The following is a 16,597-nucleotide window of genomic DNA, read 5'->3' on the forward strand; positions in this document are numbered from 1 at the left end:
CCTGCCCGGCCACCCATCAGAAGTCCAACAGATGGTTCTGATGGAAGCTAGAATCTCCGGTTATGGAACTGAGGCAGCTGGAGTACTTCGTCGCGGTCGCCGAGGAGCAGAACTTCACCCGGGCCGCCGAGCGGGTGCACATCAGCCAGTCCGGCGTCAGCGCCCAGATCCGCCAGCTCGAGCGCGAGCTCGGCGCCGAGCTGTTCGACCGCTCGGGCCGCACCGCGACGCTGACCGTCGCGGGCCGGGCGGCTCTGGAGCACGCCCGGGCCGCGCTCGCGGCGGCAGGGGCGGTCGGCGAGGCGGTGGGCGAGGTGACCGACCTGATCCGGGGGCGGCTCACGGTCGGGATGGTGATCGGCTGCACGGTCACGCCGCTGTTCGACGCGCTCGCCGCCTTCCACCGGGCGCATCCCGGCGTGGAGCTCTCCCTGCTGGAGGACAACTCGGACCGACTCATCGACGGGGTCCGCGCCGGCACGATCGACCTGGCCCTGGTGGGCACGGCCACCGACGCCCTCGACGGGCTGGAGGCGCTCACGATCATCAGTGAGCGCCTCGTCGTGGCCGTCCCGCCCGGCCACCCCCTGGCCGACCTGCCGCAGGTCGGCCTGCGCGACCTGGAGGCGTACCCGATCGTGTGCATGCCGCCCGGCACGGGGCTGCGCGCGGTGTTCGACCGGGCCTGCGCCGCGCAGGGCCGCAGGCCCGTGATCGCCCTGCAGGCCAGTGCCGCCGACGCCATCGCCGACCTCGCCGCCCGCGGCGTCGCCGTCGGCGTCCTCAGCGACTCCATGGCCGCCCGCCACGGCGATCGGCTCGTGGCCCGCACCATCGCCGACGTCGAGACTCCCGCCCTGCTGGCGCTGGTCTGGCGCACCGGCCACGGCCCGGCCGTACGGGAGCTCCTGGCCCGCGGCCGGCAGGCCTTCGGGACCCCGGCTGCGGTCAGCCGGTGAGCTCGCCGAAGAGGCGCAGGGCCCCCTTGACGCCTTCCGGGGAGAAGAGGGCGTCGAGTCCGTCGGTGGCGAAGCGGGCCAGGCGCGCCGCACGGGGGAACATGACGCTCTCGTAGGCGCGGACCGCCGCGTCCACGTCGGGCCCAGTGGTCAGCCCAGCGGCCAGGGCGTCGGCCAGCTCGGCGCCGTCGAGCATGGCGAGGTTGGCGCCCACGCCCAGCGGCGGCATCAGGTGGGCGGCGTCGCCCAGCAGCGTGCGGCCCGGGGTGTGCGGCCAGGAGTGGCCGACGGGCAGCGTGAACAGCGGGCGGGACTCGAACGGCTCGTCGGCCTCCAGCAGGAGCGCGCGTACGCTCTCGGCCCAGCCGTCGAACATCGACAGCACCTCGGAGACGGGCCGGTCCTGAGGACCGCGGTATGCGGCGTAGACGCGGATGCGGCCGTTGCTGTTGCGCTGGGCGAGCACGGCCTTGTCGGGACCGTAGGCCGACATGGTGCCGTTGCCGACCATGCGCGCCAGCTCGGGGTGGCGGGCCTCCTCGAAGCCGGTCTCGACGAAGCTGACGCCGGTGTAGACGGGCGTCACCTCCGACAGGCCGGGACGCACCCGGGACCAGGCTCCGTCCGCGCCCACGACCAGGTCGAACTCCTCGCTGGAGCCGTCCGGGAAGAGCACGCTCCGCCCGGCGGCCCCCTCCACGCCGTGGCCCCAGCGGATGGCGCCGTCGGCGAGCGAGCCGATGAGCAGGCCGCGCAGCTGCCCCCGGTCGATCTCCGGCATGCTCTCGTCGCCGTCGGCGGGCTGCTCGTGGTGGAGCAGGGTTCCGTGCTCGTCGTGGATCCGCTTCTCCTGCCCTTCCGGCCGGGCCAGCGCGCGGAACTCGTCGAGCAGCCCGGCCTTGGCCAGCGCGGTCTGCCCGGAGCCCACGTGCATGTCGAGGGTGCCGCCTTGGGGGCGGGAATCGGGTGACGGCTCGCGTTCGAAGACGGTGACGGGCAGGCCGTGGACCTGCAGGACGCGGGCCAGGGTGAGGCCGCCGAGCCCGGCTCCGACGACGGCGATGCGGGGAGAGGTCATGGAACGATCCCTTCGATACAGTGTATTGGCCAATACACTGTATCGACGATAGACGGTGTATTCTCGTTCCTCAAGGAGGTGAGCCCATGCTCGTCTGGGAGCGGCCCGAGCCGCCGAGCAGGCCCACGCCGAGCCCGCTGAGCAGGGAGCGGATCGTGCGCGCGGCCATCGACCTCGCCGACCGCGAGGGGCTCGACGCGGTGTCGCTGCGCAAGGTCGCCGCCGCGCTCGACGCGGGCCCCATGCGCCTGTACGGCTACCTGTCCACCAAGGAAGAGCTGCTGGACCTCATGGTGGACGAGGTGTACGGCGAGATCGTCCCGTCAGAGCCGCCCGGCGGCGACTGGCGGGCGGCGCTGCGGGATCTCGCCCGGCTCACCAGGCAGGCGGCGCTGCGCCACGAGTGGTTCGCCGACCTGCTGGGCGGGCGGCCCAATCTGGGGCCCAACGCGCTGGCCTACCTGGAGACCTCCCTGACCGCGCTGGGGGACGTGCCGGTCGCCACGGTGATGCGGGTCGTCGGCACCGTCAACGCGTACGTGATGGGCGCGGTCCGCCTCGAGATCACCGAGCGGCGGGCCGAGCGCGCCAGCGGCCTGGACGAGCGGGAGTGGCAGAGCACCGTCGGCCCGTACCTCACCCGGATGCTGGCCACCGGCCGCTACCCGGCGGTGGCCAGGGTCGTCACGGGCGACGACGTCCAGCCCGACTTCGACGAAGGTCTCGACTGGGTGCTCGACGGGGTCGCCCCGCGCGTCACCGGCGCGCCATGATCCGCATCGCCTGCCGTACGACCTCGGCCTGCGCGGGGGCGAGCCCGTCGAGGAACGGCTCGACCGCCGCCGGGTCCCAGTCGGGCGGGCCGGAGCCGGCCAGCAGGTGCACCATGCTGTAGTCGGCCAGCGACTCCGCCAGCGGCCCCACCCGCGGATCGTCCGGCGAGGCGTCGGCCAGCGCGTCGAGCCTGTGGTAGAAGTCGTGGCCGCGCGCCGTCGTCTCGGGGTCGGCGGCCAGCGCGTCGAACATCTCGAATGCCCGCTTCCGATCGCCGCTCGTCGCCATGCTGTCCATCAGCACCAGCAGATCGCGGTCCCAGGCCGCCGCCTTCGACGCCGGGAGCTCCACCGTGCGCAGGAACGCCAGCAGATCGGGCGATGAGGTGTCGTCGGGGCCCAGCGACCCGGCCTCGGCCTGCTTGAGCACCTCGGCCAGCCGCCGGCGGCGCAGCTGGATCTCGTGCTCCTGGCGGGCCAGGTCCGCGTCGATCTCGGCGAGGATGTCGGACAGCTCGCGGGAGCGGTCGTCCGCGATGACGTCGCGCGCCTCCTCCAGGCTCAGCCCGAGCTCCACCAGACGCCGCACGCGGGCCAGGGCGATGGCGTCGCGCATGCCGTACTCGCGGTAGCCGTTGGCCAGGCGCGGCGGCTCCGGCAGGATGCCTTGCTGGTGGTAGTAGCGCACCGTCCGGGTGGACACCCCGAGCAGCGCGGCGAGCTCTCCGATCCGCATACCCCACGATAAATCAATGGCAGGCGCCGTTGTGCACCGGCTACTGTCAGGTTCGTCGGAAGAACGAAAGGAAAGGCCTCCCATGCGACTCGCAGCCGAACGCCACTATAGCCGGGGCGCGGCGTGCGGCGGCGCGCTCGCGGCGGCCGGGCCGGCTTCTGGATAATCCCCTTCAAGGATCCTCCAGAGGCCGCCGGGCAATCCACCGGGCGGCCTTTCTCTTTGGGCTGATGGTGAAAAGGCATCACACCTGCCTTGCAAGCAGGAGTTCAGGTTTCGAGATCCTGTCGGTCCACGTCAGCACTGGCACGTCCGTAGTCCAATGGCAGAGGCACCGGTCTAAGGAACCGGACGGTGCGGGTTCGAATCCCGCCGGACGTACGTAAGAAAAAGGCCCCGTTGGTCCAGCGGTCAGGACGCCCGGCTTTCACCCGGGAAATCGCCGGTTCGAGTCCGGTACGGGGTACGGCCTGCCGTTTCTCGACCCGAAAAACCATCGACAATGCGCGAGCTGGGCACATTGGTGAGCCCACCCGGCAGTAAACCGGACGCCTCGGCTGTGGCGGTTCGACTCCGTCCTCGCGCACTTCCTCCGGACGAGTTGACATCCGTCGCGGATCAACGTCTAATGGCCGTCGCGTCGCGTGACGCCGGCCGTGCGGACGGCGGCGGCATGGAGGCGCCGAAACCAAAGGGGATGAGGCCGATGACTTCTCACATCGCTGGGCTTGCCTGATCGCAGCTGACCCGCGCACGTCGTTCCGGCGTGCTCTGACGGGTTTCCCAGGTCATCGAAGAACCCATCCTTCTTTGGAGCGAATACACGCATGCCCATTGACTTCAACCAGCAGATCATCGACGAGTTCCGGGCCAACGGCGGCCAGGTCGGCGGCATGTTCGAGGGAGCCAGGCTGCTCCTTCTGACGACCGTCGGAGCGCGTACGGGCGCGCGCCACACGACGCCCCTCGGCTACCTGCCCGACGGCGAGCGCAACCTGATCATCGCCTCGGCCGGCGGCGCGCCGCGGCACCCCGCCTGGTACCACAATCTGGTCGCCAACCCGCAGGTCGGCGTGGAGGACGGCGTCTTCACCTACCAGGCGAAGGCGGTCGTGCTGGAGGGCGAGGAACGCGACCGGATGTTCGCCCGCGCCGTGGAGGCCGACCCCGGCTGGGGGCGGTACCAGGAGAACGCGGGCCGCGTCCTGCCCGTGGTCGCGCTCCTCCCGATCTTCGACGGGCCGCCCCCGGGCCGCGTGGGCGACGCGCTCAAGCTGGTGCACGACGCCTTCCGCAGGGAGCTGGCCCGCATCCGCACCGAGGTCGCCCGGTCGGGGCCGCGCCTGGGCGCGCAGCTGCGCGTCAACTGCCTGACCATGTGCAACAACCTGCACGAGCACCACACGCGCGAGGACGGCTCCGTCTTCCCCGCGGTGGAGGGGCGCTATCCGGAGCTGGAGCCGGTGATGGCCCGGCTGCGCGCCGAGCACGAGACCGTCCAGCGGCTGCTGGAAGAGCTCCAGACGCTCCTCCGCGACGACGACCTGTCCCCCGGCACGCTGCTGGCGGAGGTCGAACGGCTCACCCGCGAGGTCGAGGCCCACCTCGACTACGAGGAGGAATACCTCGTACCGCTGCTGAACGGCTGATCCCCCACGACGGGTGGCGAGGTCCGCGGGTCCCAGTGGGCGATGCGGACCTCGCGCAGCCACGCTCCGACCGTCGCCTCATCGGGCTGGTCGGGCAGCGGCGTGCGCACGGTGTCGAACGCCTCCTCGGTGGCCGCCAGGAGAGCTTGGGCCTCTTCCAGGCTGCCGGCGGCGACCCTCTCCCCGAAGGCGCGGATCACCTCGGGGTCGGGGAGCCGGATCGGCAGGTGGCCGGTCTCGTACAGCTCTCGCCCCTGGTGCAGGAGGCGGGCGAGGTGGCGGGCATGCTTGCTGGTCCGCTTGCGGGTGTCGGCCGAGAACGAGCCGTCGCCGCGCTGGTCGAGGCGTTTGAACTGCTGGGTGGCGTACCCGAGGTAGGCGTTGCGGACCCGCGGGCCGGACAGGAACGAGGCCCGGATGGCGATGAGCTGGTCACCGAGCGGGGTGCGGGTCTCGTACAGGTCGTCGGGCAGCCAGACCAGCTCCATCACGGTCGGATTGCCGCCCAGCGCGAGCGAGCACCACTTGCCGACCTCGTGGAGCGAGCGGTCGGGGTTCGTCTGGACGATGCTCTCCTTGGGCCGGGACAGGCCGACCATGTCCAGCGTGGGGGTGGCGAAGACGCCGAGCCGGTCGACGTCGGAGTCGGGCCCCGCCAGGCCGTAGGCGGTGGAGCCGACGACTCCGGCGAGCAGCACGTTGCTGGGGGTGTTGGTCACGGGATGCCCTTCGAGTCGCGCGCTTCCGTCGAAGATAGGGCAAATGATCAAATTTCGCGGCCGTTCGTGGGTCAGCGCAGCTCAGACAAGATTCGGTATGTTCTCGGCGTGGACGACACCTCTCGCGACGATCTCGACGTGAACGCCTTCACCACGGCGATCGAGCACTTCAACCGCTTCTACATCCGGCTCCCCGTGCTGGAGAAGCTGCCGTTCACGACGCTGTCGGTGCTGGACACGCTCGCGTTCAGCGACGGCCCGATGCGGCTGACCGACCTGACCAGAACCGAGCAGGTCAGCCAGCCCGGCATCACCCAGCTCATCACCCGGCTGGAGCGCGACGGCCTGGTGGAGCGCCGCCCCGACCCGACCGACGGCCGCGCCGTGCTCGTCCACATCACCGAGGCCGGCCGCCGGATCGGCCGCTCCCGCCACGACGACCGCACCCGTCACCTGGCCCCGCTCATGGCCCGGCTGACCCCCGATCAGCGCCGGGCGATCGCCGCCGCCCTGCCCGCCCTGACCCGCCTCGCGGACCTCGGCCACGAAAGCCCCTGATGCTCAGGCGAGGCCCGCGTCGTGGGCGAGGAGCGCGATCTGGGTGCGATTGTCCAGGTCGAGCTTGGTGAGGATGTTGGAGACGTGCGCCTTCACCGTCGTGATGCCCATGGCGAGCTCCGCTGAGATGTCCGCGTTCGTCCGGCCGCGCCCGATCGCGAGGGCGACCTCGTACTCGCGAGGGGTGAGGGCGGCCAGCGCTGCGCGGGCCCGTTCGTAGGCTCCGGCCTGGGCGACGGTGCGCTCCATCAGCCGCCGCGTGATGCGCGGGGACAGGATCGGCTCGCCCGCCGCGACCCGGGTGACCGCCTCCACGATCTGCGCCGGCGGGGTGTCCTTGAGCAGGAACCCGCTGGCGCCGGCGCGCAGCGCGTGCAGGATGTTCTCGTCGGTGTCGAAGGTGGTCAGCACGATCACCTCCGGCGGACGGGCGCGGGCGCGGAGCCGTCGGGTGGCGGTGATGCCGTCCAGCCGCGGCATCCGCAGGTCCATGAGCACGACGTCGGGCGCGTGGGCGTCGGTGGCGGTGATGGCCTCCTGGCCGTCGGCCGCCTCGCCGACGACCGCGATGCCCGCGGCGCCGTCCAGCATCATGGACAGCCCGGCACGGACCAGGGCGTCGTCGTCGACCAGGAGCACACGGATCACGCGGGCCATGGTAGCCAGGCCTGGAGCCGGAACCGCCCCCCGGTGCTCTGGTGGTCCAGTTGCCCGCCGGCCAGCCGTACCCGTTCGGTGAGCCCGACCAGGCCGACGCCGCTGCCGGGCGCGGTCGGCGCCGAGCCGGGCGGGGGCAGCGGGTTGCTGACGTCGATCAGCAGGCGCGTGCCTGGGGCGCCGCGCAGCAGCACCTCCACCGGCTGGCCGGGGGCGTGCTTGCGAGCGTTGGTCAGCCCTTCCTGGATGACGCGGTAAGCGGTCCGTCCGGTGGCGGGCGAGGCGGCGCCGCCGGTCTCATCGCTGACCTGTACGTCCTGACCGGCGTGGCGCGCTTCGGCGACCAGCCGCGCCACGTCGGCCAGCGTGGGCTGGGGTTCGAGCTCGTCCAGGAGGTCGTCGTCCTCGCGCAGCAGGCCGATCACCTGGCGCAGCTCCTCCAGCGCCTGGTGGACTCCGGAGCGGACCACCCCGGCGGCCCGGGCGAGCTGGTCGGGCGAGGAGTCGGGCCGGTACTCCAGGGCCCCCGCGTGGGTGGCCACCAGCGACAGACGGTGGGCCAGTACGTCGTGCATCTCCCTGGCGAGCCGGCGGCGCTCGGCCATGCGGGCCTCGGCGACCCGCCGGCCCTGCTCGGCTTCGGCGCGGCGGGCGCGTTCGTGCAGCGAGCTGAGCAGGGCGCGGCGGGACCGGGCCAGCGCGCCCCAGCCGAGCTGCGCGCCGTACGCGGCGCAGATCAGCAGCAGCCACCAGCCGAGGGAGATGCCGGAGTTCGGCCGCCACAGCCCCTGGACCAGGTGGGCCGCCATGCCCGTCGCCGCCACCGCCGCCGCGACGGGGAAGCGCCTGCGCTGGGCCACCTGCAGCGCCCCCGTCGTCGCCGCCGGCGTGGCCACCGGGGAGACCACGGCGAGCAGGGTGGCGGCGAGCGCGCCGGAGACCGGCCACCACAGCTGGCCGAGCGCCGCGACCAGGCTCAACACCGCGACCACGGCATCCGGCCACAGCAGCGGCCCGCCGCTCTGCGCCCACAGCGTCACGCCGGTCAGGCCGCCCACCCCGAGGAGTATGGCCGCCACAGCCAGGGGCCGCTGGGGTCGCATCTTGCTCACCGGCCAAGGTTAGTCGCCGGTACGAAGGAGCCATCACCTACTAAAGGAGGACCCGTACCCCACCGGGGACGGGCAGAGCGCGACCGCGGGCCCGATGTGGCGACCCGCCCGGACAGGCGAGGCTGAGCGGCGTGAACACCTCCCTCAGAAGACTGCTCCTCACCGTGATCGGCGCGCCCGCGGCCGCCCTGGCCGTGTGGGCCCTGGCGGTGCCGCTGGCCGGCGCCGCACTGACCGTGCGGGCGGGCGGCGGCACGCAGACCGTCGGCCCGGTGTCGGTCATCGTCGCGAGCCTGGTGGCCGGGCTCGCGGGCTGGGCGCTGCTGGCCGTGCTGGAACGGCGGGCCGCCCGGCCCGGCCGCATCTGGACGATCACCGCCCTGGTCGTGCTCGTCCTGTCCCTGTTCGGCCCGCTCGGCAACGCCGCCGGTCTCGCCGCGACGCTGGTGCTGATGCTGATGCACCTGGTCGTCGGCGCCGTGCTCGTCGCGGGGCTGGCGCGGCGATGAACCTGCCCTACGGGCGGGACGCGCCGCCGTCGTCAACGCTGTCGAGGCGTTCTGCGCGATGAGCCTTCAGGGGTCAGCCGGCGCTCGGGAGCCTCGCCTCCCCCGCCGATCGGCGGACCGCGGTCTCGACGAGCTCGCCGACCTGCGCCGCGGGGACGGCGATGCCGGGGTTCCGGAGGGTCCAGCGGAGGAAGTCCTCCACGTTCATGGCGGGTAGTTCGCCGAGGTAGGGCTGGATGTAGACCGGTGTGTTCGGTTCGCTGCGCCAGCTGTCGGCGAGTGTGCCGATGTCCACCGCGTCATGACCGAGGACGTCCAGCAGCCGGGTGGCCTCCGCCTTGGCCTCCGCGTCGTCGCCGGCGATGGGCAGGGCGCTGCGGTCGGGCGCGCCCGCGGGCCGGGCGAGGGTGAACAGCTGGTGCGGGGTGATGTTGTTGAAGGCCTTGACCACCCGGGAGCCCGCGAGGTGGCGTTGCATGAGGGCGCTGGAGGTCAGTTCGCCCGCATCGAGTTCGGCCAGGTGACCGTCCCGCTCGGGGTAGTAGTTCGACGTGTCGAGCACCGTCTTGCCGGCCAGGGCGTCGGTGGGCAGCTGGTCGTAGGCTTTCAGCGGGATGGCCGCCACCACCAGGTCCGCGGCGCGCGCCGCCTCCGCCGGTGTGGCCGCCCGGGCACGTCCGCCCAGCTCGGCGACGAGATCGGCGACGAGATCGGCGAGCGTCTCGGGCCCCCGCGAATTGCTGAGGACGACCTCGAGGCCGGCCGCGACGGCCAGGCGGGCGACGGAAGAGCCGATCATTCCGCTCCCGATGAGTCCGAGCGTCTGGGACACCGTTCATCTCCAATGCGTTCAGGTGGGTGACTCGCCCGACAGCCTGGAGTTCCCGCGTCCGCCCGGCCAGGCCCGTGTCCTGCGTACTCACGGCGTGATCACCCACGGCATAGGGTGGTCGCGTGGACGACCGGACCGAGCTGAGCGAGTTCCTCAAATCGCGCCGTGCCCGGCTGCGCCCCGAGGACGTGGGGCTGCGTGACTATGGCCGAACGCGCCGGGTCGCGGGGCTGCGGCGCGAGGAGCTGGCCCGGCTCGCGGGGGTGAGCATCGCCCACTACACGCGCCTGGAACAGGGCAAAGGCAACAGCGTCTCCGACGAGATCCTGGACGCCGTCGGCGCGGCGCTTCGCCTGGACGGCGACGAGCTGACCTACCTGCACCGGATCGCCCGGCCGCCCCTGGCGTGCGAGGGTGGCGCGGCCGCGGCGCCTGCGAGCCTGCGTTATCTGCTGGAGTCGTTCGTGATGACGCCGGCGCTGGTGATCGGCCGGCACACCCAGATCGTCGGCTGGAACCGGCTCGCGGTGGCGGTGTTCGGCGACTTCCCCGCGCTGCCGGCGGACCGCCGGACGCTCTCGCACCTGCTGTTCACCGAGCCCCACCTGCGCGAGCTGCACCGCACCGGCTGGGAGGGGGCGGCGCGCGAGCAGGTGGCGCACCTGCGCGTCCTGCTCGGGCGCTATCGCGGGGACGCGGGGCTCGCGGCGCACATCGACGAGATGCGGGAGCTGAGCGCGGACTTCGCGCGGTTGTGGGCCGAGCACCCAGTCGCGCGGGTCCGGTCCCGGACGTACGTGCTGCACCACCCGGTCGTGGGCGAGCTGACCCTGCACGGCGAGCTCATCGCGCTGCCCGACGAGCCGGCGTGCTGCGGGCTGGACCTGTTCGCCGCCGAACCGGGCTCGGCCTCCGAGCAGGCGCTGCGGGAGCTCGCGAGTCCGGACGCGGCCTCCGAGCCGGTGGTGGTGCCGTCCGCCCTGTGAGCCGGCTGCCCCAGGTCCGAGGGCGGCCGGCTCTTGCGGTCAGTCCGCCGGCCGGCGGGCCTGGGTCGCCTCGCGGAGGGTCGCCCAGGCGTCCGCCACCGGGCCCACGTGCTCGAGCTTGTCGGGGTTGAGCACCGTACGGATCGCCTGGACCCGTCCGTCGAGGACGTCGAGCGTCCAGGTGTTGACGACCTTGCCGTCCCGGTCCCGGAAGATCGCGCCCGGCTGGCCGTTCATCTGGTGCGGCTCCACCACGCCGCCGATCCGGGCGAACAGCGGCGCGAGCGCGGCGAACACCCGGACCACGTTCTCGGCGCCGAAGACGCCCGTACCCCACTGCGGGGCCTTGCCGCCGCTGTCGGCGACCATGTGCACGTCGGCGGCGAGCAGCGCCCGCAGCCCCTCGACGTCGCCTTCCCGGAAGGCGTCGAAGAACCGTTCGGCCAGCTCCTCCCGCTCCTTGCGGTCGGCCTCGAACCGGGGCCGGCCCGCGTCCATGTGGCGGCGCGCCCGCGCCGCGAGCTGGCGGCAGGCCGCCTCCGAACGCCCCACCGCCGACGCGACCTCGCCGAACCCGAACCCGAACACCTCCCGCAGCACGAAGACCGCGCGCTCGAGCGGGCTGAGCCGCTCCAGCAGCAGCAGGGCCGCCATGGACAGCGAGTCGGCCAGCTCCGCCGAGCGCTCCGGGTCCTGGTACGGGTCGGCGAGCAGCGGCTCGGGGAACCACGGCCCGACGTACTCCTCGCGCCGGACCCGGGCCGAGCGCAGCACGTCGATGGCGATCCTGGTCACCACGGCCGCCAGGAAGGACTTGGCCGAGACGGGCTCGGTCGGGGAGGTCTGGTAGCGCAGCCAGGTCTCCTGGACCGCGTCCTCGGCCTCGCTCACGCTGCCGAGGATCCGGTAGGCGATCGAGAACAGCAGCGGCCGCAGCTCCTCGAACTCTTCGGCGCGGGTCATGCCAGCTCTTCCTTGAAGCCCTGCCGCCACGAGGGGTAGCGCAGCTCCCAGCCCAGCTCCCGCTTGGCCCTGGCGTTGGAGAAGCCGCGCCCCTCGGTCATCATCGTCACCGCCACGTCCCCGGCCAGCGGCCGGGCCAGCCAGGCGGGGACCCGCATCGGCCGCTTGGCGCCCGCGCACCCGGCCAGGTACGGCAGCCACTCGCCGGCCGGGGCCGGTTCGTCGTCGACGATGTTGAACACTCCCCTCGCCCGCTGCTCCACGGCCAGGACGGTAGCGCTCGCCGCGTCGTCCAGATGCACCCACGAGCAGTGGCCGGCGCCGCTCCCGACGACCGGGAACTGCCGCTTGCGTATGGGCTCGACCAGGTCGTCCGTGGCGCCCGGACCGTAGAACCAGCCGTACCGCAGGACCGCGCCGCCGGCCTTGACGACCACGTCCTCGACGTGGCCGATCGCCTTCATCCCGGGCTCCGCCGGCGTCCCCGTCATCGGGTCCACCGGGTCCTGCTCGGTCTTGACCCAGCCGCCCTCGCGGATGCCGTTCCAGGCGCCGTAGCTCTGCGCGACGAAGCCGGTCACGCCGGTCGCCTCGGCGGCGGCCAGCAGGTGGTCCGTCCCCTCGGTACGCAGCCGGTTGGTGCCGGCGAACCACCGATCCATGTGCTTCATGTCGGGCTTGCCGGCGTGTGCCACGGAAATCGCGGTCATCTGGTGGACGATCGCGTCCGGCCGGGCCCTGGCCACCGCCTCGCCGACCGACACCGCGTCCAGCCCGTCCATCACGACCGCCTCGGCGCCCAACTGCTCTAGCAAACCCGTCTTGGCCGCACTTGTCGTCGAGGCCGTCACCTGGTGTCCCCGCGCCACCAGCAGCGGCACCAGTCGCTGCCCCAGAACCCCGCTGCCACCGGCCACGAACACCCGCATGATCATCACCTTTCCGAACTCAGAACCCGTTTCCGCAACCCGAGACGAGACAGCCCTCCCGGCTGTGACATCGGCGGGCTCAGCGGTGCAGGGTCGTCTCCCGCTCCATGTGCGCCAGCTTCTCGGGATTGCGCACGGCGTAGAGGCCGGTGATGAGGCCCTCGTCGATGCGTACCGCCACGACGGTGTCGATCTCGCCGTCGAGCCGGAAGACCAGTGCCGGGTAGCCGTTGACCTGCGCCGCCTGCAGCGACACCGTGGGCCTGATCCTGCTCAGCACGGGAGCCACGTTGCCGGCCCCCACGACGGGCGCCAGCGCGGCCTGCTTGATTCCGCCGCCGTCGGTCAGGAGGACGACGTCCGGCGCGAGGATGTCGAGCAGGCGTTGCAGGTCGCCGGTTTCGACCGCCCGCTGGAACGCCGCCAGCGCGTCCCGGGTCTCGGCCGGGGAGACGATCCCGCGCGGCCGGCGCGCGGCGACGTGCGCCCGTGCCCGGTGGGCGATCTGGCGCACCGCGGCCGGGCTCTTGTCGACGGCTTCGGCGATCTCGTCGTAGTCCAGGTCGAACACCTCACGCAGGACGAACACCGCCCGCTCGGTCGGCCCCAGCGTCTCCAGCACCAGCAGCATCGCCATCGAGACGCTGTCGGCCAGCTCGACGTCCTCGGCCACGTCGGGCGCGGTCAGCAGCGGTTCGGGCAGCCAGGGGCCGACGTAGGACTCCTTGCGCCGGCCCAGCGTACGCAGCCTGCTCAGCGCCTGCCGGGTGGTGATCCGGACCAGGTAGGCGCGCTGATCCCGTACGTCGTCAAGGTCGACGCCCGCCCACCGCAGCCAGGTCTCCTGCAGGACGTCCTCGGCGTCGGCGGCCGAGCCGAGCATCTCGTAGGCGACGGTGAACAGCAGGTTGCGGTGGGTGAGGAATGCCTCGGTGGCGGCGTCCGGGCTCATGTCCCCGCCGCGATCTTCGGGCGCGGTGTGCGGCATGGGTGGCTCCTGTTCGCTCTTGACTGTGTCACCCACCAGACGCCGGACCCCGCCATTTTGTGACGCCGTGGCCCTTGTGACACACCTCACGTACTACGCGCTGTCACAGGGATCGGCTCGCCGGCATCTCGTGTTCATGAGATCAGCACTTGACACCCTGCGCCGCGACTTCGGCGGCGACATCATCGAGCCGGGCGCAGCGGAGTACGCGTCGGCCAGCCGCTCGGTACTGACTTCGGGCAGTCCAGCTTATGTTCTGCGGCCCAAGAGCGTCGCGGACGTGCGGGCGGGCGTCAGGTTCGCCGCCGGCAGCGGGCTCCTGCTGTCCGTACGCGGCGGCGGCCACGCCTTCGCGGGCTTCGGCACCAACGACGACGGCATCGTGATCGACCTCAGCGGCCTCGCGCAGGTGGAGGTCATCGACAAGGAACGGCACCTCGTACGGATCGGCGGCGGCGCCACGTGGGGTCAGGTCGCGACCGCCCTGGCCCCGCACGGCCTGGCGATCTCCTCGGGCGACACCAAGAGCGTCGGCGTCGGCGGGCTGACCTTGACCGGCGGCATCGGCTGGAAGGTCAGGAAGTACGGCCTGGCCCTGGACAGCCTGGTCGCCGCGGAGCTGGTCACGGCGGACGGAGAGGTCGTGCGCGCGAGCGCGGAGGAGAACCCGGAGCTGTTCTGGGCGATTCGCGGCGGTGGCGGCAACTTCGGGATCGTGACCGCCTTCGAGTTCGCGGCGCACCCGACGACAGACGTCTTCCACGGCAAGATCGCCTTCCCGGCAGTGGAGGCGGCCGGCGTGCTCCAGGGCTGGGCGGACTACCTCCGCACCGCTCCCGAAGAGCTCACCTCCATCGCGAGCTTCGCCAACCCCTTCGCCGGCGGGCCCCAAGCGCCGGTCGAGATCTTCGTCACCTTCGACGGCGATGACCCGGAGCTCGCCGCGCGGGCCCTCGACCCGATCCGCCGGCTCGGCACGGTGATCGACGACGACGTCGCGCTGAAGCCCTATGCGGACACGCTCGTGGACGGCGCGACCCCGCCACCCGGCATCCGGCTCGTCACCCGGAGCGGCTTCGCCGACAAGTCGTCGGTGCCCGAGGTCCTTCGGATCCTTGCCGAGGTCGGGGCGTCGGAGGGGTCGCCGTTCATCGCCGTTCGCAGCGTCGGCGGTGCGGTGTCCCGGGTCCCGGCCGACGCCACCGCCTACGCGCATCGCCGGGCGGAGTTGATGTTCGTGACGACCACTCTGGGTCCGGAGCCGGTCGTGGAGGCCGCCCGTCCTGCTCTGGAGGCGATCTGGGCGCGGCTCGCACCTCACGTCAACGGCGCGTACGCGAACTTCCTGGCTTCCGCCACCGAGGAGGACGTCGCCGCCGTCTATCCGACGGGGACCTATGAGCGGCTCGCGGCGGTCAAGCGCCAGTACGACCCCGCCAACCTGTTCGCCCACAACCACAACATCCGGCCTGAGTAGGCCGTCCGCCAACGGGGGCGGGCCCCACGCACGGATTGTGCGTGGGGCCCGCCTCGATCGGCGCCTCGGGGTCACCAGGGCATCGGGCCGTTCTCGCTGAAGAACCCGCCGGTCGGTCCGTCCGCGTCGAGCGTGGCCAGGCGGACCAGGATCGCGGCGCCCTGCTCGGTCGTGAGGTGGCCGCTGTGGTTGTTGATCTCCGTGTCCACGTAGCCGGGGTCGGCGGCGTTGACGAGGATGCCGTCCTTGCGCAGCTCGTTGGCGTACTGCACGGTCAGCGCGTTCAGCGCGGTCTTGGAGGGCGAGTACGCGGCCGACGCCGGCAGCGCCGTGAACGGGCCGTCCGGGTCGCTGTTGAGGGTCAGCGATCCGGCGGCGCTGCTGACGTTGACGATGCGCGGCGCCGGCGAGCGCCGCAGCAGCGGCAGCATGGCGTTGGTCACCGCGATCACCCCGAGGACGTTGGTCTCGAACACCGCCCGGACCATGTCCAGGTCGACGGAGCTGGGGACCTGGTCGTGGGCGTCGACGGGCGTGACCTGCCCGGAACCGGTGATGCCGGCGTTGTTGACCAGCACGTCGAGGTGGCCGAAGCGCTCCTCGACCTCCTCCGCTGCCGCCCGGGCGGTGGCCGGGCCGGTGACGTCCAGGGTGACCGCGTGCGCGTCGCCGCCCGCCGCCCGCAGCGCCGCGGCGGCCTCCTCACCGCGCCGCGGGTCTCTGCTGCCGATCAGGACCGTCATGCCCAGCGCGGCGAGTTGCCCGGCGGCCGCACGGCCGATCCCCTTGTTCGCCCCGGTGATCAGCGCGATCTTCCGATGCGTGGCGTGCTCGCTCATGTCCAGCTCCTTGCTATGGAATGGTGCGTTCCTTCGCTTTCGGAACCCGAGACGAGACGACCCACCCAGCTGTGACATCCGGTCAGAGAGCCACCTCGCTCAACTGCACGTCACGGGGCAAGCGCCGCTGAGGCGTTGATCGCTGCCCCGATCTGCTTGCGGTCTCCCGCGTGGTGGATTCTCGTCAGCAACCGCTGCAGCGCCGCGGGTGCCTGCGGGCCGGGGATGGTCCCCAGAGCCTGCACCGCCGCCGTGGCCACCTTGGGCTCGGGAAAATAGGCGAAGGTGTCGTACGAAGTCCGCAACACCACCGCCTCCAGTGCCGTCACCGCTGCGGGCCCCTCAGTCAGCGCCGCCATCCAGACGACACCTCTCGCCAGATCGTTGTTGCGCTCGTCCAGTAGCACCCGCTGCTGCTTTCCGTGGCGCCGCATGGTGGTGGGGCCGCACTCCAGCAGCCCGGCCAGCGCTCGTCGGCCGAACTCCCTGCTGCCCTCTCGGAGCGCCAAGTCCATGCACGTCCGCCGCCACGCGGCCGTCGGAAGACCCGACGCCAGGGTGGCCAGATGAATGATCACCTGGACCAGGTCCGGCATCGGTTCGACGCCGAGCCACTCCCTCAGGTCCCCTGCCCATCGATCGCGGGGCACTAGGGCGCGTATTGAGTCGTGATCAATCTGTGGGATTCGCCTTCGCGTCGGGGCTTGGACCGGTAGATCTTGCTGCGTGACGCGAGTGCAACTGACGGATGCGGAGTGGGAGTTCATCGGGCCGTACCTGCCAATCGGCGAGTACGGCCCCTACCCCGAGCGGCTGCGGCAGCAGTTCGAGGG

Annotated in this window: 18 protein-coding genes and 4 tRNA genes; 11 read left to right on the forward strand and 11 right to left on the reverse strand. The window is 72.1% G+C overall.

Going from position 1 to position 16,597, the window contains the following annotated elements; translation table 11 throughout:
* The first annotated feature begins 62 nt into the window (after positions 1-62).
* Positions 63-959 (forward strand): LysR substrate-binding domain-containing protein, encoded by an 897-nt coding sequence (locus AB0L65_RS52265; RefSeq protein ID WP_364262992.1) that lies wholly within the window; start codon positions 63-65, stop codon positions 957-959.
* Here the strand turns inward: AB0L65_RS52265 and AB0L65_RS52270 are convergent.
* On the reverse strand, positions 949-2,037 hold the full coding sequence (locus AB0L65_RS52270) for an NAD(P)/FAD-dependent oxidoreductase (RefSeq protein WP_364262994.1): 1,089 nt from the start codon (positions 2,035-2,037) through the stop codon (positions 949-951). The genes AB0L65_RS52265 and AB0L65_RS52270 overlap by 11 nt on opposite strands.
* 86 nt (positions 2,038-2,123) lie before the next feature.
* On the opposite strand from AB0L65_RS52270, the gene AB0L65_RS52275 reads away from it, so the two are divergent.
* On the forward strand, positions 2,124-2,810 hold the full coding sequence (locus AB0L65_RS52275; RefSeq protein WP_364262997.1) for a TetR/AcrR family transcriptional regulator: 687 nt from the start codon (positions 2,124-2,126) through the stop codon (positions 2,808-2,810).
* On the opposite strand, the gene AB0L65_RS52280 is transcribed toward AB0L65_RS52275, so the two are convergent.
* Positions 2,794-3,546, reverse strand: a complete 753-nt coding sequence (locus AB0L65_RS52280; protein WP_364263000.1) for a MerR family transcriptional regulator — start codon at positions 3,544-3,546, stop codon at positions 2,794-2,796. The genes AB0L65_RS52275 and AB0L65_RS52280 overlap by 17 nt on opposite strands.
* A 224-nt stretch (positions 3,547-3,770) precedes the next feature.
* On the opposite strand from AB0L65_RS52280, the gene AB0L65_RS52285 reads away from it, so the two are divergent.
* From AB0L65_RS52285 to AB0L65_RS52305, 5 genes are all read left to right on the forward strand, one after another.
* Positions 3,771-3,841, forward strand: a tRNA-Ala gene (locus tag AB0L65_RS52285).
* Between the two features lie 13 nt (positions 3,842-3,854).
* Positions 3,855-3,927: transfer RNA gene (locus tag AB0L65_RS52290), tRNA-Leu, on the forward strand.
* A 12-nt stretch (positions 3,928-3,939) separates the two neighbouring features.
* A tRNA-Glu gene (locus AB0L65_RS52295) sits at positions 3,940-4,012 on the forward strand.
* 38 nt (positions 4,013-4,050) lie between these two features.
* Positions 4,051-4,132, forward strand: a tRNA-Tyr gene (locus AB0L65_RS52300).
* A 241-nt stretch (positions 4,133-4,373) separates the two neighbouring features.
* Positions 4,374-5,195, forward strand: a complete 822-nt coding sequence (locus AB0L65_RS52305) for a nitroreductase/quinone reductase family protein (RefSeq protein ID WP_364263003.1) — start codon at positions 4,374-4,376, stop codon at positions 5,193-5,195.
* Here the strand turns inward: AB0L65_RS52305 and AB0L65_RS52310 are convergent.
* Positions 5,156-5,914 carry a nucleotidyltransferase domain-containing protein gene (locus AB0L65_RS52310; RefSeq protein WP_364263006.1) on the reverse strand — a complete coding sequence of 253 codons (759 nt, stop codon included), beginning with the start codon at positions 5,912-5,914 and terminating at the stop codon, positions 5,156-5,158. The two genes, AB0L65_RS52305 and AB0L65_RS52310, sit on opposite strands and share 40 nt — an antisense overlap.
* A gap of 108 nt (positions 5,915-6,022) precedes the next feature.
* Here AB0L65_RS52310 and AB0L65_RS52315 point away from each other — a divergent pair, with 108 nt between their 5' ends.
* Positions 6,023-6,472, forward strand: a complete 450-nt coding sequence (locus AB0L65_RS52315) for a MarR family transcriptional regulator (RefSeq protein WP_364263009.1) — start codon at positions 6,023-6,025, stop codon at positions 6,470-6,472.
* Positions 6,473-6,475: 3 nt separating this feature from the next.
* Here AB0L65_RS52315 and AB0L65_RS52320 read toward each other — a convergent pair whose 3' ends face one another.
* Both AB0L65_RS52320 and AB0L65_RS52325 read right to left on the reverse strand, forming a co-directional pair.
* Positions 6,476-7,129 (reverse strand): response regulator transcription factor, encoded by a 654-nt coding sequence (locus tag AB0L65_RS52320; RefSeq protein WP_364263011.1) that lies wholly within the window; start codon positions 7,127-7,129, stop codon positions 6,476-6,478.
* Entirely contained in the window at positions 7,117-8,232 is a 1,116-nt protein-coding gene (locus AB0L65_RS52325; RefSeq protein ID WP_364263044.1) for a histidine kinase, read from the reverse strand. Before AB0L65_RS52325 ends, AB0L65_RS52320 begins: the two co-directional genes overlap by 13 nt.
* 140 nt (positions 8,233-8,372) lie before the next feature.
* Here AB0L65_RS52325 and AB0L65_RS52330 point away from each other — a divergent pair, with 140 nt between their 5' ends.
* Positions 8,373-8,750 (forward strand): DUF6069 family protein, encoded by a 378-nt coding sequence (locus AB0L65_RS52330; protein ID WP_364263014.1) that lies wholly within the window; start codon positions 8,373-8,375, stop codon positions 8,748-8,750.
* A gap of 73 nt (positions 8,751-8,823) precedes the next feature.
* On the opposite strand, the gene AB0L65_RS52335 is transcribed toward AB0L65_RS52330, so the two are convergent.
* Positions 8,824-9,582, reverse strand: coding sequence for an NAD(P)-binding domain-containing protein (locus tag AB0L65_RS52335; protein WP_364263017.1), 759 nt, complete (start codon positions 9,580-9,582; stop codon positions 8,824-8,826).
* 122 nt (positions 9,583-9,704) lie between these two features.
* On the opposite strand from AB0L65_RS52335, the gene AB0L65_RS52340 reads away from it, so the two are divergent.
* Positions 9,705-10,568 carry a helix-turn-helix transcriptional regulator gene (locus tag AB0L65_RS52340; RefSeq protein WP_364263020.1) on the forward strand — a complete coding sequence of 288 codons (864 nt, stop codon included), beginning with the start codon at positions 9,705-9,707 and terminating at the stop codon, positions 10,566-10,568.
* A 39-nt stretch (positions 10,569-10,607) separates the two neighbouring features.
* On the opposite strand, the gene AB0L65_RS52345 is transcribed toward AB0L65_RS52340, so the two are convergent.
* The 3 genes from AB0L65_RS52345 to AB0L65_RS52355 all read right to left on the reverse strand — a co-directional run bounded on the left by AB0L65_RS52345 (position 10,608) and on the right by AB0L65_RS52355 (position 13,448).
* Positions 10,608-11,531 (reverse strand): RNA polymerase sigma-70 factor, encoded by a 924-nt coding sequence (locus AB0L65_RS52345; RefSeq protein ID WP_364263023.1) that lies wholly within the window; start codon positions 11,529-11,531, stop codon positions 10,608-10,610.
* Complete coding sequence (locus tag AB0L65_RS52350; RefSeq protein ID WP_364263026.1) at positions 11,528-12,460, reverse strand: NAD(P)-dependent oxidoreductase; 933 nt, start codon at positions 12,458-12,460, stop codon at positions 11,528-11,530. The genes AB0L65_RS52345 and AB0L65_RS52350 overlap by 4 nt, the downstream gene beginning before the upstream one ends.
* Positions 12,461-12,539: 79 nt before the next feature.
* Complete coding sequence (locus tag AB0L65_RS52355; RefSeq protein ID WP_364263029.1) at positions 12,540-13,448, reverse strand: RNA polymerase sigma-70 factor; 909 nt, start codon at positions 13,446-13,448, stop codon at positions 12,540-12,542.
* A 136-nt stretch (positions 13,449-13,584) separates the two neighbouring features.
* Between AB0L65_RS52355 and AB0L65_RS52360 the strand changes: the two genes are divergently transcribed.
* Positions 13,585-14,925: an FAD-binding oxidoreductase gene (locus AB0L65_RS52360; RefSeq protein ID WP_364263032.1), complete on the forward strand. Its 1,341-nt coding sequence runs from the start codon at positions 13,585-13,587 to the stop codon at positions 14,923-14,925.
* Positions 14,926-14,996: 71 nt separating this feature from the next.
* Here the strand turns inward: AB0L65_RS52360 and AB0L65_RS52365 are convergent, their stop codons facing one another.
* Together AB0L65_RS52365 and AB0L65_RS52370 are read right to left on the reverse strand one after the other, a co-directional pair.
* Positions 14,997-15,764 carry an SDR family NAD(P)-dependent oxidoreductase gene (locus AB0L65_RS52365; RefSeq protein WP_364263035.1) on the reverse strand — a complete coding sequence of 256 codons (768 nt, stop codon included), beginning with the start codon at positions 15,762-15,764 and terminating at the stop codon, positions 14,997-14,999.
* Between the two features lie 110 nt (positions 15,765-15,874).
* Positions 15,875-16,360: a hypothetical protein gene (locus AB0L65_RS52370; protein ID WP_364263038.1), complete on the reverse strand. Its 486-nt coding sequence runs from the start codon at positions 16,358-16,360 to the stop codon at positions 15,875-15,877.
* Positions 16,361-16,597: the final 237 nt, after the last annotated feature.

Origin of the sequence: Nonomuraea sp. NPDC052116 (assembly GCF_040680035.1) — a bacterium.
Lineage (GTDB): Bacteria > Actinomycetota > Actinomycetes > Streptosporangiales > Streptosporangiaceae > Nonomuraea > Nonomuraea angiospora_A.